Source organism: Pseudooceanicola endophyticus, from assembly GCF_018760365.1.
GTDB classification, from domain to species: domain Bacteria; phylum Pseudomonadota; class Alphaproteobacteria; order Rhodobacterales; family Rhodobacteraceae; genus Pseudooceanicola; species Pseudooceanicola endophyticus.
Genome location: NZ_JAHIAB010000008.1, coordinates 88,954 through 104,141 on the forward strand (window position 1 = coordinate 88,954; position 15,188 = coordinate 104,141).

A 15,188-nucleotide genomic window follows, 5' to 3' on the forward strand; every position below is an offset into this window, starting at 1 on the left:
CCAACGAGGAGTAGACCATGACGAAGACCCCGACCAACTGGACCCATCGCGACGATGCGATGGTCGAGCACATGATCCGTCGCGGCGCCAGCCGCCGCGACCTGCTGAAGATGCTGATGGCCTCGGGCGTCGGTGTCGCGGCCGGTGGTTCGCTGCTGATGCGCGCCACCACCGCCGTCGCCGCCACCCCGGTCTCGGGCGGTTCGCTCCGCGCGGCCGGCTGGTCTTCGTCCACCGCCGACACGCTGGACCCGGCGAAGGCGTCGCTGTCGACCGACTACGTGCGCTGCTGCTCGGTCTACAACCGCCTGACCTTCCTGGACGAGCACGGCGAAGTGCAGATGGAACTGGCCGACGACATCGCCACCGACGATGCACAGACCTGGCAGATCACGCTGAAGTCCGGCGTCACCTTCCACGACGGCAAGACCCTGACCGCCGACGATGTCGTCTACTCGCTGAAGCGTCACCTCGACCCGGCCGTGGGCTCCAAGGTGAACTCCATCGCCAAGCAGATGACCGAGATTTCCAAGGTCGACGACAAGACCGTGAAGATCGTGCTGGCCGCCGCCAACGCCGACCTTCCGACCATCCTGGCGCTGCACCACTTCATGATCGTGGCCGATGGCACCACCGATTTCACCAAGGCCAACGGCACCGGTGCCTTCGTCATGGAAACCTTCGAGCCGGGCGTGAAGTCCGTCGGCGTGAAGAACACCAACTACTGGAAGCCCGAAGGCCCCTACCTCGACAGCTTCGAGTTCTTCGCGATCTCCGACAACAACGCCCGCGTCAACGCGCTGATGTCGGGTGACATCCAGCTGGCGGCCTCGATCAACCCGCGCTCCATGCGCCTGCTCAAGGGCAACTCCAACGTCGCGACCTCGGTCACGACCTCGGGCAACTACACCAACCTCAACATGCGCCTTGACCTGAACCCCGGTGACAAGGCCGGCTTCGTCGAGGGCATGAAGTACCTGATCAACCGCGAGGCCATCCAGAAGTCGGTGTTCCGCGGCCTGGCCGAGATCGCCAACGACCAGCCGGTCTCCTCGGCGAACCGCTACCACAACCCGAACCTCAAGCCGCGCGAGTTCGACCCCGAGAAGGCCAAGGCGCTGTTCGACAAGGCCGGCCTGCTGGGCACCGAGATCCCGATCGTCGCCTCCGACGCGGCCACCGCCTCGGTCGACATGGCGACCATCGTGCAGCAGTCGGGCGACCAGATCGGCATGAAGTTCAAGGTCGATCGCGTGCCCTCCGACGGCTACTGGTCGAACTACTGGCTGAAGGCGCCGGTGCACTTCGGCAACATCAACCCGCGCCCGACCCCGGACATCCTGTTCTCGCTGCTCTACGCTTCGGACGCGCCCTGGAACGAAAGCCAGTACAAGTCGCCGAAGTTCGACAAGATGCTGGTCGAGGCCCGTGGTGCCCTGGACGACGCCAAGCGCAAGGAAATCTACTGGGAGATGCAGGAAATGGTCGCCAACGAGGCCGGCACCGCGATCCCGGTCTACATTTCCAACGTCGATGCGCTGTCCTCGAAGGTCGGTGGCCTCAAGCCCAACCCGCTGGGCGGCATGATGGGCTATGCTTTCGCCGAATACGTCTGGCTGAACGCCTGATCCCCTGCCGGGCGGGTCGCTCCGATCCGCCCGGCCCCCGATACGACACCAAACGCCGAGGTCGCCATTGCTCCGCTCTCTCACCACATGGATGCTCGTCGGCCAGCGCCTTGCCATCGCGCTGCTGACCCTGGTCATCGTTTCCTTCGCCGTCTTCTTCGCAACCGAGCTTCTTCCCGGAGACGTGGCCCAGATCCTGCTTGGCCAGGCCGCCACGCCCGAGGCGGTGGCCGGTCTGCGCAAGGCGATGGGCCTCGATGAACCGGCCATCTTGCGGTTCCTGGGCTGGCTGGCGGGGCTGCTGCACGGCGACCTCGGCACGTCCTACGTCAACCACATGGCGGTGGCGCAGCTGATCGGAGACCGGCTGGTCAACTCGTTGAAGCTGGCCGGCATCACCACGCTGGTCTCGGTGCCGGTGTCGCTGGTACTGGGCATCTCGGCGGCGATGTGGCGCGGCTCTATCCTGGACCGGGTGGTCACGGTGTTGACCATCTCGGTGATCTCGGTGCCGGAATTCATGGTGGCGACGCTGGCGGTGCTGATCTTCGCGGTCTGGCTGGGCTGGCTGCCGGCGCTGTCCTACGCCGCCGACACCAGCAGCTTCACCGCCATTCTGAAGGCCTATGCCATGCCGGTGATCACGCTGACCTTCGTGGTCTCGGCGCAGATGATCCGCATGACCCGCGCCGCGGTGATCGAGACGATCAACACCCCCTACGTGGAAATGGCCCTGCTGAAGGGCGCGCGGCGCTCGCGGATGGTGCTGCGCCATGCCCTGCCGAACGCCCTGGGCCCGATTGCCAATGCCATCGCGCTGTCGCTGTCCTACCTCGTCGGCGGCGTGATCATCGTCGAGACGATCTTCAACTATCCCGGCGTCGCCAAGCTGATGGTGGATGCGGTCTCGACCCGGGACCTGCCGCTGATCCAGTCCTGCGCGATGATCTTCTGCGTCAGCTACCTGTCGCTGATCACCCTCGCCGACCTGATTGCCATTCTCTCCAACCCGAGGCTGCGCCGCTGATGACCGACAAGGCTCTTTCCTTCCGCCTGCCGACGCCCCGCAACCTGGGCTATTCCTTCAACTGGGTGGGCCGCATCGGTCTGCTGGTGATCCTGTTCTGGGCCGTCGTCGCCATCATCGGCCCCGAGATCGCCCCCTATCCCCCGGGCGAGATCGTCAACTGGGACTACTTCACCCCGATGTCCCATGATTACCTGCTGGGCACCGACTACCTGGGCCGGGACGTGCTGTCGCGGATCCTGATGGGCGCGCGCTACACCGTCGGCATCGCGCTGGTCTCGGTCTTCCTGGCCTGCGCGGGCGGCGTCATCCTGGGCATGGTCGCGGCTGTCGTGGGCGGCTGGTTCGACATGATCCTGTCGCGGCTGCTGGATGCATTCAACGGCATCCCCTCGCTGCTCTTCGGGCTGGTGACCGTGGCGGCCGTGGGATCCTCCATCCCGGTTCTGGTGCTGACGCTGGCGGCGATCTACCTGCCCGGCAGCTACCGCTTTGCCCGCGCCCTCTCGGTCAACGTCAACACCATGGACTTCGTCACCGTGGCCCGCGCCCGTGGCGAAAGGACCCCCTACCTGATCCTGCGCGAGATCTTCCCGAACATTCTTGGCCCCGTGCTGGCCGACCTTGGCCTGCGCTTCGTCTTCATCGTGCTGGTGCTGTCGGGCCTGTCGTTCCTGGGTCTGGGCGTGCAGCCGCCCAATGCTGACTGGGGTGCGCTGGTGCGCGAGAACATCGAGGGGCTGTCGCTGGGCGCGCCGGCGATCCTCTTCCCCTCGGTCGCCATCGCCTCGCTGACCATCTCGGTGAACATGTTCATCGACAACCTGCCCACCAAGATCCGCGACAGGAGCTGACCCATGAGCACCCCCCTCGTTTCCGTCCGCGACCTGAAGATCGGCGCCACCACCGACAGCGGCCGCCACGTGGAGATCATCAAGGGCGTCAGCTTCGACATCGCCCCCGGAGAGATCGTGGCGCTGATCGGCGAAAGCGGCTCGGGCAAGACCACCATCGCGCTGTCGCTGATGGGCCATACCCGCACCGGCTGCCGGATCGAGGGCGGAGAGATCCGCCTGGGCGCCAACACCGTCACCGCCATGAGCGAGGGCCAGCGCGCCGAGATCCGCGGCACCGAGGTCTCCTACGTGCCGCAATCGGCTGCCGCCGCCTTCAACCCCAGCCAGCGGATCATGGACCAGGTGATCGAGATCACCGCGATCCACAAGCTGATGCCGCGCGACGCCGCCGAGAAGAAGGCGGTTGAGCTGTTCCGCGCCCTGGCGCTGCCCCATGCCGACACCATCGGGTCACGCTATCCCCACCAGGTCTCGGGGGGGCAGCTGCAGCGGCTTTCGGCGGCGATGGCGCTGATCGGCGATCCGAAGCTGGTGATCTTCGACGAACCCACCACCGCGCTCGACGTGACCACCCAGATCGAGGTGCTGCGCGCCTTCCGCTCGGTGATGGAGAAGGGCGGCATGGCAGGCGTCTACGTCAGCCACGACCTGGCCGTCGTGGCCCAGATCGCCGACCGGATCATCGTGCTGAAAGGTGGAGAGATCCAGGAAGAGGGAGCGACCCAGCAGATCCTCGACGCCCCCGCCCATCCCTACACCCGAGAGCTTCTGGCGGCCTTCGAACCGGTGCTGCACAAGCCGCTGGAATTCGACGATGCCGACCACCAGCCGCCGATCCTGGAGGTGCGCAACCTCTCGGCCGGCTACGGGCCGATCCGCAACGGAGAGCCGGGGGCGAAGATCCTCAAGGATATCAACTTCGCGCTGGAACGGGGCCGCAACCTTGGCGTGATCGGGGAAAGCGGCTCGGGCAAGTCGACCCTGGCGCGCGCCGTAGCGGGCATCCTGCCGCCCTACCGGGGCGAGGTTCTGGTCGACGGTTTCCAGCAGGAGGCGAGCCTCGCGCAGCGTTCGAAGGAACAGCTGCGCCATGCCCAGATCGTCTTCCAGCTGGCCGACACCGCGCTGAACCCCGCGCAGTCGATCGAGACCATCCTGGGCCGCCCGCTGACCTTCTACCACGGCATGAAGGGCAAGGCCCGCGAGGCCCGCGTGATCGAGCTTCTGGACATGGTGCGCCTGCCGGCGAACCTGCGTCACCGGCTTCCGTCCGAACTTTCGGGCGGGCAGAAGCAGCGGATCAACCTGGCCCGGGCGCTGGCTGCCGAACCCCAGCTGATCCTCTGCGACGAGATCACCTCGGCGCTCGATACCGTGGTTGCCGCCGCGATCATCGACCTGCTGAAGGAGCTGCAGCGCGAACTGCGGCTGTCCTACATGTTCATCAGCCACGACCTTTCGACGGTCGAGGCGATCTGCGATGACGTGCTGGTGATGTACAAGGGCGAGGTGGTCGAACGCCTGCCTGCCGCAAAAATGAGCACCGATGCGACCCATCCCTATTCGCAGCTTCTGGTGTCCTCGGTGCCGAAGCTCGACACCGGGTGGCTGTCCGGCCTCGAGCAGGACCCGGCGCTGCTGGAACGCTTCGGCAACCGCTGAGCCGCCGGCGGGGCAGGGGGGATCGCCCCTTGCCCCTACAGCTTGTCGGCGAACAGCCGGCTGAGCGGGATCTGGGTCTTGGCGAAGGGCGTCTTCATGACGACGAAGCTGAAGTACTTGTCGATCCCCACCTCGTCGCGGTCGATCAGCGCCTCGATGATGGTCTGGTAGTCCGAGATCGACCCGCAGACGAATTTCGCCAGATAATCGTACCCGCCCGAGACCAGGTGGCATTCGACGCAGCTGTCGACCTTTTCCAGCGCGTCCTGGAAACGGGCAAAATCGATCTGGCGGTGGTTTTTCAGGGTGAATTCAGTGAAAACTGTCAGCGTTTCCCCCAGCTTCGGCACGTCGATCTGTGCCGCGTAGCCGGTGATATAGCCCGACTGCTGCAATTTCTTCACCCGCATGAGGCAGGGTGAGGGCGACAGGGCAACCTTGTCGGCCAGCTCCACGTTGGTGATCCGCCCATTGCGCTGCAACTCGGCAAGAATCTTCAGGTCGATCCGGTCGAGCTTGTATCGGGCAGTCATGCGGGGCGTTCCCAAGTCTTTGTCATTGTGGTCTGAAAAGGCCAGGTGGCCTGTCGTGTCAATCGCATTCGGAAGGATATGCCGTCAGCCTGCGGGAATTGGCAGATGGCGCTGATGCGGTGATGGTACTCCTGTCTCAAATACCGGAGTGAGACGCCATGACCGCCCCCCTTCTGCCCATCGTAACACAGGATCTTCCCCCCGAGAGCGCCGATTGTGTCGTCATCGGTGCGGGCATCGTGGGGGTCAGCACCGCCTACTGGCTGGCGCGGGCCGGGCAGCGGGTCGTGCTGGTCGAAAAGGGCCGCGTCGGCGCCGAGCAATCCAGCCGCAACTGGGGCTGGTGCCGCCAGCAGAACCGTGACGCCCGCGAACTTCCGCTGTCGACCCAAAGCCTCGGCCTCTGGGAAGAGATGACCAGCGATATCGGCGAGGACCTGGGCTTTCGTCGCTGCGGCCTGCTCTATCTTTCCCGCGATCCGGCCGAGATCGAGGGCTGGGCGAAATGGGGCCGCTTCGCGCGGGGCGAGGGGATCGACACCCGGATGCTGGACGCGACCGAAGCCGCCGAGCGTGGCCGTGCCACCGGCCAGTCCTGGGCGGGCGGGGTCTGGTCGCCGACCGACGGCATCGCCGATCCCTCGCGCGCCGCGCCGCTGATCGCCAAGGGCGTGATGAAGCATGGCGGCATCGTCGTGCAGGGCTGCGCAGCGCGCGGGCTGGAGCTGGAGGGCGGCGCGGTCAGTGCGGTGGTGACGGAAAAGGGCAGGATCCGCACCCGCCAGGTGGTGCTGTCGGGCGGCGCCTGGGCGGCCAGCTTCCTGCACCAGCAGGGCATCGCCTTCCCGCAAAGCGCCGTGCGCTCTTCCATCCTGTCGGTGGGGCCCGGGGTTGAAGGTCTGCCGCCGGCGCTGCACACCAAGGACATCTCGGTCACCGCGCGCGGCGATGGCGCCTGGACGCTGGCGATCTCGGGGCGGGCCAGCCTGGACCTGACGCCGGGCGCGCTGATGGGGCTGAAGCATTTCCTGCCGATGGCCGCAAAGCGCTGGCGGGTGCTCTCTCCGGGCGGGTTGCAGGCCTGGCGCGCCGGGCACGAGACCCGCAAACGCTGGGCGCTGGACCGCGAAACCCCGATGGAGCGGATGCGCATCCTCGATCCCAAGCCCTCTGCCGCGTTGATCCGCGAGACGCTGAACAATGCCCACCGCCTGCTGCCGGCGCTGAAGGGCCTGCCGGTGCAGGCGACCTGGGCGGGCTATATCGACAGTACTCCCGACGGCGTGCCGGTGATCGACACCGACATCGGCCTGCCCGGGCTGACGCTGGCGGCGGGCCTGTCGGGCCATGGCTTCGGCATCGGGCCGGGGGTCGGGCATCTGGTGGCCGACATGCTGCTGGGCCGCGATCCGATCACCGAAACCCGCCAGTACCGGCTGGCGCGCTTCGGCCAGTCGCAATGGGGCAAGGTGTCGGAGTTCTGATCTCATGCCGCGAACCGGGTGATCGCGAAGGGCGCCAGCGGTGTCTCGCAGCGGCCCCGGTCGATCAGCTCGGCCATGGCATCGCCCACGCCCGGGCCCAGCTGGAAGCCATGGCCGCAGAAGCCGAAGGCATGGAACAGCCCCGGCGTGGTGCCCGAGGCGCCCATCACCGGCAGCCCGTCGGCCACATAGCCCTCGCAGCCCGACCATTGCCGGATGATCGCCACATCGGCCAGCGCCGGGCACAGCTGCACGACCTTGCGCAGCTGGGTTTCCAGCCGTGCCGGATCGGCCTTCGCCAGCCCCGAGGCGCCGACCGGCGTGCGCGCCACCCCGCCGCCGAAGACCACGTTGCCGCGTTCCACCTGGCGCAGGTAGGCGCCGGCATCCTGGCTCCACATGCCGACCACCGGCAGGATGCGGTGGGGCAGGGGTTCCGTCACCGCCATCTGCGGGCCATGGGTGCTCAGCGGGACGGGTTCGCCGAACTGGCGGGCGATCTCGCGGCCCCAGGCGCCCGCGCAGTTGACCAGCACCTCCGCCCCCAGCGTGCCGCGCGCGGTCGAAACCCGGAACCCGGCAGCGGTGCGTGTCACGTCGGGCTCTCCGGCCTGGTCCAGGATCTCGACCCCGAGGCGCGCCGCCGCCTGCGCGAAGGCGGGGCCGACCAGACGGGGATTGGCGCTGCCGTCCTGCGGGGAGAAGCTGGCGCCGATCGCCTGCGGCCCAAGGCCCGGAAAGCGGCGGCGGATCTCGGCGGGGGACAGTGCGTCGATCTCCAGCCCCCAGGCGCGGGCCTCTGAGGCAAAACGCTCCATGTCGGCCTGGGAGGCGGCGTCGAAGATCAGCCGCAGGTGACCGGTGGCGCGGAATTCCACATCCTGGCCCAGCAGCTCTTCGGCGCGGTTCCACAGCGCGAGCGAGCGATGCGCCAGCGGCAGCTGTGGCAGGTAGCGCCCGGTGCGGCGGATATTGCCGAAGGAGGCGACGGTGGCCCCCGCGCCGATATGGCCGCGCTCGATCAGCTGCACCCGATGGCCCCTGCGGGCCAGGAAGAAGGCCGTGGCCGTACCCATCAGCCCGCCGCCCAGAACGATCACCTGCATGTCTGCCCCTTTCGTTGCCCCCAGAAGAACGCGCCTTGACGGCCCGGGTCAAAGACGGGAAACGGAGAGAGTCATAAGCCGAACCTATGGATGAATGATGCGCGCGCGCCAGCTGGAAATCTTTACCGCCGTCATGCGGGCCGGAACCGTCACCGAGGCGGCAAGGATGCTGAACATCTCTCAGCCCGCACTCAGCCAGATCCTGCGGCATACGGAGGATGAGCTGGGCTTTGCCCTGTTCGACCGCGAAAAGGGCCGCCTGAAACCCACCCCCGAGGCGCAGGAGCTGTACCCCGAGGCCGAGCGCCTGTTCGGAGAGCTGGAGGGGCTGCGCCGCAAGACCGCCGATCTGAAGCTGGGGCGGGCGGGTCTGGTGCGCATCGGCTGCTCGACCCCGCCGGCCATGTCGCTGCTGCCGCAGGTCATGGCGGCCTTCCGGGTCCGCCATCCCGACATCGCGCTGCGCTGCAACGTCGCCCCGGTCATGTCGCTGCGCACCATGCTGCGCGAGGGCGACACCGCCATGGCCATCGCCCTGACCGACCGGATGCCCCCCGATATCGAGGTCGAGGTGCTGGGCCGCACCGGCTTTTGCTGCCTGCTGCCCGAAGATCACCCCCTGGCCGCGCAGGACCAGATCGCGCTGGCCGACCTGTCGGAGGAATTCGTGATCTCCTACCGCGCCGCCACCCGCCCGCACGAAGAGCTGGACAGTGCCGCCCGCCGCGCCGGGCTGCGCTTTGAGCCGCGGCTGGAAATCGACACATCGATCTCGGCGGTGGGCTTCGTGCAGGCGGGGCTGGGCATCGCGGTGGTCGATTCTCTGCTGCCCTGGGCGCAGTTCGCCGGCCTCGCGGTGCGCCCGCTGGCCGGATCCCCGGCGCTGCCGCTGTCGCTGCTGACCCTGCGCGGGCGCAGCCTGTCGCGCCCCGAGGAGCTGATGCGGGCGCAGATCCGTGCGCAGGTAAGCTGATCCCCAACCCATAGGCTTTGCTTATGGGGTCGCCCGTCTTCCGTCTTGGACCTGGCGCGTCTGCTCTGCTCGACTGGGGCAAACGAACGGAAAGGCGATCATTCATGGACGGTCTCACCCCTGCAGAGGACTGGAAGATCGGTGTCGACATTGGCGGCACCTTCATGGACTTCTGCGCGCTGGAGGCCCGCTCCGGGCGCATCGCCTCGCTGAAGGTGCTGACAACGCCCGAGGATCCGGGCGCGGAGCTGCGCCGGGGCCTCGATCTGCTGGCCGAGCGCGAGGGGCTGTCGGCCGAGGCGGTCAGCCGCTTCGTGCATGGCACCACGGTCGGCATCAACACCATCATCCAGCGCAAGGGTGCCAAGCTGGCCATGGTCACCAACGCGGGCTTCGAGGACGTGATCGAACTGGCCCGCCTGCGGATGCCCGACATGTATTCGCTGTTCTGCCAGCGCCCCGATCCGCTGGTGCCGCGTGACCGCATCTTCGGCCTGCCGGTGCGGATGCGCGCCGATGGCCGGCGCAGCGATGCCCCCGAAGGCGCGGTGGCCGAGGTCGTCGCCAAGGCCCGCGCCGCGGGCGCCGAAGGCATCATCGTCGCCCTGCTCCATGCCTGGCGCGACAGCACCCAGGAGGCCGAGATCCGCAAGGAAATCGAGGCGCTCGCCCCCGATCTTTTCGTCTTCACCTCCTCCGAGGTCTGGCCGGTGATCCGCGAATACGAGCGCACCTCGACCGCAATCCTGAACGGCTATGTCTATCCGCGCGTCTCGGGCTACCTTGAAGCGCTGGAGGCACGCCTGAAGGCCCAGGGCGTTCCCGCCCGCGCCATGCTGACGAAATCCAACGGTGGCGTGATGACCGCCGCCGAGGGGCGCCGCGACTGCGTGTCGATGCTGCTGTCGGGTACCGCCTCGGGCGTCATCGGGGCCGCCTGGCTGGCCCGTCAGGCCGGTGAAAGCCGCATCCTGACGCTGGATATCGGCGGCACCTCGGCCGATTTCGCACTGATCATCGACGGAGAGGTGCAGTTCGGTTCGGACGAGCTGGTGGGGGAATTCCCGCTGCACATCCCCTCTGTCTCGGTCAGCTCGATCGGGATCGGCGGCGGCTCCATCGCGTCGGTGGATGACCATGGCGTGCTGCGGGTGGGCCCCGAAAGCGCGGGCTCGAACCCCGGGCCGGCCTGCTACGGGCGCGGCGGCGAACGGGCGACCGTGACGGATGCCATGGCGGTCTGCGGCTGGCTGGGCCATTCGGAAATGGCCTACGGGCAGCTTGACATGAATGTCGATCTGGCCCGCGCGGTCGTGGGCAAGCTGGCCGCGCAACTGGGGCGCGGCGTGGAGGAAACCGCGCAGGCGATCCTCGACATCGCGATTTCCGAGATGTTCGTCGAGGTCGAGAAGCTGTCGTCGCGCGCAGGGGTCGACCTGCGGGACTTTGCGCTGATGCCCTTTGGCGGGGGTGGCCCCATGCTGGGGGCGTTCCTTGCCAAGGAACTGGGGATGGCGCGCGTCGTGGCGCCGCGCCGTCCGGGCGTCGTCTCGGCCCTAGGGGGGCTGGTCGCGGATCTGAAGGGCGATTTCATCCGCACCGTCTTTGCCGATCTGGACAGCGAACGCCTGCCGCTGCTGGCCGATCACTTCCGGGCGCTGGCCGCCGAAGGTACCGCCTGGCTGACCGCCCAGGGCCATGAGGGCGCCGCCGACCTGAGGCTTTCCGCCGACATGCGCTACGGAGGCCAAAGCTACGAGATCGAGGTGGCGCTGGAGCCCGACTGGCTGTCGGACCTGCCGCAGATGGCCCGCGCCTTCCACGAGACCCACCGCCGGATCTACGATTTCGACGACCCCGAGGGCCGGATCGAGATCGTCAACCTGCGCCTGTCTGCCATTGGCGCCGGGCCCAAGCCCGATCTGGCGGAACTGGCCCGGGTCGAGGCGGCTGAAAGCCGCGACGTGCAGGTCCATATCGGCGGCTGGCGCCCGGTGCCGCTGCACAACCGCGCAGGGCTTGCCGCCGGAACGGTCTTCGACGGCCCCGCCATCGTCGCCCAGGAGGACACCACCTTCGCCATTCCCCCGGGCGCCCGCGCCCGCGTGGACGAGACGCTCAACATCCATCTCAGCTTCGAGGCCTGATCCATGTTCGACAAGATGACCCTTCAGGTGCTGGCCAACCACGCCCGCGCCGCCGCCGAGAACATGGCCCACACCCTGCACCGCACCGCGCATTCCGCCTTCGTGAAGGAAACGCAGGACTTCACCGTCATGCTGATGGACCAGCGCGGCGATACCTTCGCCGTCCCGATGGAGCTGGGCGCGACCTGGTACCCGGGCCTGACCTATGGCCGAGCCATCGACATGGTGCAGGATTACCGGCCCGGCGACGTGGCCTTCACCAATGATCCCTACTCGGGTCACGTGGCGACCCATGCGCCCGACACCCACCTCTGGAAGCCGGTCTTCGCGGAGGGAGAGATCGTCGCCTGGACCGGCGGGCACATCCACAACACCGACATGGGCGGTGCGGTGCCGGCCTCTCTCTCGCGTTCGCTGACCGAGATCCACCAGGAAGGTCTGCGCTTTCCGCCGATGAAGCTGGTGCGCGAAGGCGTTTTCGACAGCCAGATCCTGCAGATCATGTCCACGAACGTGCGCAAGCCGGCGCTCAACATCGGGGACATCAAGGCGCTGGTCGGCGCGCTGAATACCGGTGAGCGCAAGGTCCATGCGATGATCGACCGCTTCGGCAAGCAGGGCTTCCTTTCGGGTGTCGCGGCGCTGATGGAGCAGGCCGAGGCCCAGGCGCGCTCGATCCTGTCGGAGATCCCCGACGGCGAATACGTCTTCGCCGATTACGCCGATGAGGACAGCGACCAGGCCAACCCCTGCCGCCTGAAGCTGACCCTGACCATCCGGGGCGACGAGGCGATCCTGGACTTCACCGGCTCCGATCCGCAGCTTGCGTCCTCGCTCAACGTGCCCTCGGGCGGGGATCCGCGCCACACGATGCTGCTGGTGGGCGTCTACTACGTGCTTTACACGCTGAACCCGCGCATCCTGCTGAACACCGGCCTGACCCGGCCCTTCACCTGCATCACGCCGGAAGGCACGGTGCTGAACCCGGTCTCGCCCGCCGCCGTCGGGATGCGCTCGCTGACCTGCGCGCGTCTGCGTTCGGTGATCTTCGGCGCCTTCGTCCAGGCGATCCCCGACCGGATGCCCGCGGCCCCCGCCGGCAACAACTGCATCGTCAACGTGATGACCCGGGACGAGCGCAGCCAGAAGACCGTGATCGCCGCCGTGAACCCGGTGGTGGGCGGTGGCGGCGGGATGCCGCACCGCGACGGCACCAACGGCTCCGGCGCCGATGCGGCCTATCTGAAGAACACCCCGATCGAGATCACCGAGACCGAGGTTCCGGTCGAGTTCGTGAAATACGGCCTTGCGCAGGACACCGGCGGGGCAGGGCGCTGGCGCGGCGGCCTCGCGACCGAGATGGCCTTCCGTGTCTTCACCCCCGACAGCCGCATCACGGCAAGGAACCGCGACCGCAGCTTCTTCCGGCCCTGGGGCACGGAGGGGGGCCGCGCCGCTGGCCTTGCCGACATGGTGGTGAACCCCGGCACGCCCGAGGAACGCCGCATGGGATCGAAGGATACCGCGATCCTGCAACCGGGCGACGTGCTGGAGGTGCGCTCTGCCGGGGGCGGGGGCCGTGGCAACCCGCTGGATCGTGAACCCTGGCGGGTGGCCCGCGACGTGGCCCGCGGCTATGTCTCGACCGAGGCCGCCGAACGCGACTACGGTGTCATCCTGAAGGATGGCGAGGTGGACGAGGACGCAACCGCCAAGGCCCGCGCCGCGATGCCCGCGCCTTCGGATGCCTTCTTCCACTACGGCCCCGAACGTGACGGCTACGAGGCACGCTGGACCCCGGCTGCCTATGACCGGCTGACCCAGATCCTCGCCGCCCTGCCGATCCACTGGCGCTTCTTTACCAAGACCGAGATCTTCGCCCGGATCGAAGGCTCGGGCGCGGCGGCGGTGGAGGCGGCCTTCGAGGCCACCTGCGCCCGCTTCCCCGAACTGCCACGCCCCGCGTCCTATGCCGAGGCCGCCGAATGAGCCAGCCGCGTCTTGTCCGACTGGCCGAGACCGCCCGCAGCCCGGTCCGCTTCAGCCTTGATGGCGAAGAGCTGACCGGGCTGGAGGGGGATACGGTGCTGACCGCGATCCTGCTGTCGCGCCGCGCCCTGCGCCGGGCCGAGTTCGGCCCCGAGGCGCGCGCCGGTTTCTGCCTGATGGGGGCCTGTCAGGACTGCTGGATCTGGCAGGAGGAGGGCGGGCGGCTGCGGGCCTGCTCGACCCCGCTGCGGGCGGGGATGCGGCTGCGCTCCGATGCCGGGGACTGGCCGGGGGCCGGGGCATGACCCGGGTGCTGATCGTCGGCGCGGGGCCTGCGGGCATCCGCGCGGCCGAGGTGCTGGCGGGCGCGGGCCTGTGCCCCACCGTGGTGGACGAGGGCGCGCGGGCGGGCGGCCAGATCTACCGCCGCCCGCCTCTGGGCTTTGGACGGACGCCGGAAAAGCTCTATGGCTCCGAGGCCGGAAAGGCGCGCGCGCTGCATGGCCGCTTCGACTGGCTGGTGGCGCAGGGCAAGGTCTGGCACCTGCCCGAAACCTCGGTGCTGGCGCTGCGCGACGGCGTGGCCCATGTGCTGGGCGAGACGCGCCGGCAGATCCCCTATGACCGGCTGATCCTGGCGACCGGGGCCACCGACCGGCTGGCGCCGGTGCCGGGCTGGCAGAATGCCGGGGTCTATTCTCTGGGGGCGGCGCAGATCGCGCTGAAGGCGCAGGGTGTGGCGCTTGGCCGGCAGATCGTGCTGGCGGGTACCGGGCCGCTGCTGACCCTTCTGGCAATGCAGCTGCGCGCGGCGGGGGCCGGGCTGGTGGCGGTGCTGGACACCGCGCCGATGCGCGACCAGCTGCGCGGCGGGCTTGCGATGGCGGCGGCGCGTCCGGTGGTGGCGCTGCGCGGGGTGTCGATGCGGGCCCGGCTGGGCAATCTCTATCATGCCGGCGTCACGCTGGAGCGGATCGAGGCCGATCCCGACCATGGCGTGCAGGCGCTGCACTGGCGCAATGCGCGCGGTCAGTCCCACCGCACTGCCTGCGACATGGCCGCGCTTGGCTGGCACCTGCGGGCCGAGACGCACCTGGCCGATCTGGCCGGTGCCGAATTCGACTGGTGCCCGAGTGCCCGCCAGTGGCTGGTGCGCTGCGATGACATGGGGCGCGCGGGCAAGGACCTTTACCTGGCAGGGGATGGCCAGCGCCTGCTGGGCGCCGACGGGGCGGAACTGGCCGGACGGCTTGCCGCCATCGCGCTGCTGCGCGACCTTGGCCGCCCGGCCCCTGCCGCCTATGGCCTGCTGCGCCGCCGCGCCCGGATGCAGCGCTTTGCCAATGCCATGGCCCGCGCCTTTCCCTGGCCCGCCGAAGCCGTGGCGGCCCTGCCCGACGACACGGTGATCTGCCGCTGCGAAGGCGTCACCGCCGGCACCCTGCGCGCCACTCTGCCGGCCTCGGGACCGGAGGCAAACCGCGCCAAGGCGCTGTCCCGCGTCGGCATGGGGCGGTGCCAGGGCCGCTATTGCCAGCTTGCCGGGGCCGAGATCATCGCCGCCGATCAGGGCCTTGCGGTGCCCCGCGCCGGTCGCTTGCGCGCCCAGCCCCCGGCCCGGCCCGCGCCGATCGGGGCCTGGCTTTCCACGCCGCCGGAGCGAGAGGCAGAATAATCTGCCAGCCCGCCGCATCCCGCAGGTAATTCTGCTGCACGCCCGCTTTCGGCACCATGCACCGGGCGGGCCGGTCCAGCCTGTTCCCAAGACGGAAGGAACTTCTT

At 68.5% G+C, this 15,188-nt stretch carries 12 protein-coding genes; 10 read left to right on the forward strand and 2 right to left on the reverse strand.

The genetic code is table 11. The features are described from left to right. Positions 1–17: 17 nt before the first annotated feature. The 4 genes from KM176_RS14675 (at position 18) to KM176_RS14690 (ending at position 5,174) form a co-directional block, all read left to right on the forward strand. On the forward strand, positions 18–1,628 hold the full coding sequence (locus KM176_RS14675) for an ABC transporter substrate-binding protein (RefSeq protein ID WP_160894729.1): 1,611 nt from the start codon (positions 18–20) through the stop codon (positions 1,626–1,628). A 67-nt stretch (positions 1,629–1,695) separates the two neighbouring features. Beyond that, a complete protein-coding gene (locus tag KM176_RS14680) occupies positions 1,696–2,655 on the forward strand; it encodes an ABC transporter permease (RefSeq protein ID WP_215558791.1) in 960 nt (319 codons plus the stop codon). Next, entirely contained in the window at positions 2,655–3,509 is an 855-nt protein-coding gene (locus tag KM176_RS14685) for an ABC transporter permease (protein WP_160894728.1), read from the forward strand. The genes KM176_RS14680 and KM176_RS14685 overlap by 1 nt, the downstream gene beginning before the upstream one ends. 3 nt (positions 3,510–3,512) lie before the next feature. Further along, complete coding sequence (locus KM176_RS14690) at positions 3,513–5,174, forward strand: ABC transporter ATP-binding protein (protein WP_160894727.1); 1,662 nt, start codon at positions 3,513–3,515, stop codon at positions 5,172–5,174. 35 nt (positions 5,175–5,209) lie between these two features. On the opposite strand, the gene KM176_RS14695 is transcribed toward KM176_RS14690, so the two are convergent. Next, the gene (locus tag KM176_RS14695; protein WP_160894726.1) at positions 5,210–5,707 is read right to left on the reverse strand and encodes an Lrp/AsnC family transcriptional regulator; all 498 of its coding nucleotides are present in this window, start codon (positions 5,705–5,707) and stop codon (positions 5,210–5,212) included. 158 nt (positions 5,708–5,865) lie between these two features. On the opposite strand from KM176_RS14695, the gene KM176_RS14700 reads away from it, so the two are divergent. Further along, complete coding sequence (locus KM176_RS14700) at positions 5,866–7,191, forward strand: NAD(P)/FAD-dependent oxidoreductase (RefSeq protein ID WP_160894725.1); 1,326 nt, start codon at positions 5,866–5,868, stop codon at positions 7,189–7,191. Positions 7,192–7,193: 2 nt separating this feature from the next. Here the strand turns inward: KM176_RS14700 and KM176_RS14705 are convergent, their stop codons facing one another. After that, on the reverse strand, positions 7,194–8,297 hold the full coding sequence (locus KM176_RS14705; protein WP_160894724.1) for an NAD(P)/FAD-dependent oxidoreductase: 1,104 nt from the start codon (positions 8,295–8,297) through the stop codon (positions 7,194–7,196). 97 nt (positions 8,298–8,394) lie between these two features. On the opposite strand from KM176_RS14705, the gene KM176_RS14710 reads away from it, so the two are divergent. From KM176_RS14710 to KM176_RS14730, 5 genes are all read left to right on the forward strand, one after another. Beyond that, the gene (locus KM176_RS14710; RefSeq protein WP_160894723.1) at positions 8,395–9,270 is read left to right on the forward strand and encodes a LysR family transcriptional regulator; all 876 of its coding nucleotides are present in this window, start codon (positions 8,395–8,397) and stop codon (positions 9,268–9,270) included. Positions 9,271–9,374: 104 nt separating this feature from the next. Beyond that, the gene (locus KM176_RS14715) at positions 9,375–11,417 is read left to right on the forward strand and encodes a hydantoinase/oxoprolinase family protein (protein WP_160894722.1); all 2,043 of its coding nucleotides are present in this window, start codon (positions 9,375–9,377) and stop codon (positions 11,415–11,417) included. Positions 11,418–11,420: 3 nt separating this feature from the next. Continuing rightward, complete coding sequence (locus KM176_RS14720) at positions 11,421–13,406, forward strand: hydantoinase B/oxoprolinase family protein (RefSeq protein ID WP_160894721.1); 1,986 nt, start codon at positions 11,421–11,423, stop codon at positions 13,404–13,406. Next, complete coding sequence (locus tag KM176_RS14725) at positions 13,403–13,711, forward strand: (2Fe-2S)-binding protein (RefSeq protein WP_160894720.1); 309 nt, start codon at positions 13,403–13,405, stop codon at positions 13,709–13,711. Before KM176_RS14720 ends, KM176_RS14725 begins: the two co-directional genes overlap by 4 nt. Then, entirely contained in the window at positions 13,708–15,081 is a 1,374-nt protein-coding gene (locus KM176_RS14730) for an FAD/NAD(P)-dependent oxidoreductase (protein WP_160894719.1), read from the forward strand. Before KM176_RS14725 ends, KM176_RS14730 begins: the two co-directional genes overlap by 4 nt. Positions 15,082–15,188: the final 107 nt, after the last annotated feature.

What these genes read in the sequence shown, in the direction of transcription:
- KM176_RS14675 (WP_160894729.1), top strand. Translation starts at nt 18, where the DNA reads ATGACGAAGACCCCGACCAACTGGACCCATCGCGACGATGCGATGGTC.
- KM176_RS14685 (WP_160894728.1), top strand. Translation starts at nt 2,655, where the DNA reads ATGACCGACAAGGCTCTTTCCTTCCGCCTGCCGACGCCCCGCAACCTG.
- KM176_RS14690 (WP_160894727.1), top strand. Translation starts at nt 3,513, where the DNA reads ATGAGCACCCCCCTCGTTTCCGTCCGCGACCTGAAGATCGGCGCCACC.
- KM176_RS14695 (WP_160894726.1), bottom strand. Translation starts at nt 5,707, where the DNA reads ATGACTGCCCGATACAAGCTCGACCGGATCGACCTGAAGATTCTTGCC.
- KM176_RS14700 (WP_160894725.1), top strand. Translation starts at nt 5,866, where the DNA reads ATGACCGCCCCCCTTCTGCCCATCGTAACACAGGATCTTCCCCCCGAG.
- KM176_RS14705 (WP_160894724.1), bottom strand. Translation starts at nt 8,297, where the DNA reads ATGCAGGTGATCGTTCTGGGCGGCGGGCTGATGGGTACGGCCACGGCC.
- KM176_RS14710 (WP_160894723.1), top strand. Translation starts at nt 8,395, where the DNA reads ATGCGCGCGCGCCAGCTGGAAATCTTTACCGCCGTCATGCGGGCCGGA.
- KM176_RS14715 (WP_160894722.1), top strand. Translation starts at nt 9,375, where the DNA reads ATGGACGGTCTCACCCCTGCAGAGGACTGGAAGATCGGTGTCGACATT.
- KM176_RS14720 (WP_160894721.1), top strand. Translation starts at nt 11,421, where the DNA reads ATGTTCGACAAGATGACCCTTCAGGTGCTGGCCAACCACGCCCGCGCC.
- KM176_RS14725 (WP_160894720.1), top strand. Translation starts at nt 13,403, where the DNA reads ATGAGCCAGCCGCGTCTTGTCCGACTGGCCGAGACCGCCCGCAGCCCG.
- KM176_RS14730 (WP_160894719.1), top strand. Translation starts at nt 13,708, where the DNA reads ATGACCCGGGTGCTGATCGTCGGCGCGGGGCCTGCGGGCATCCGCGCG.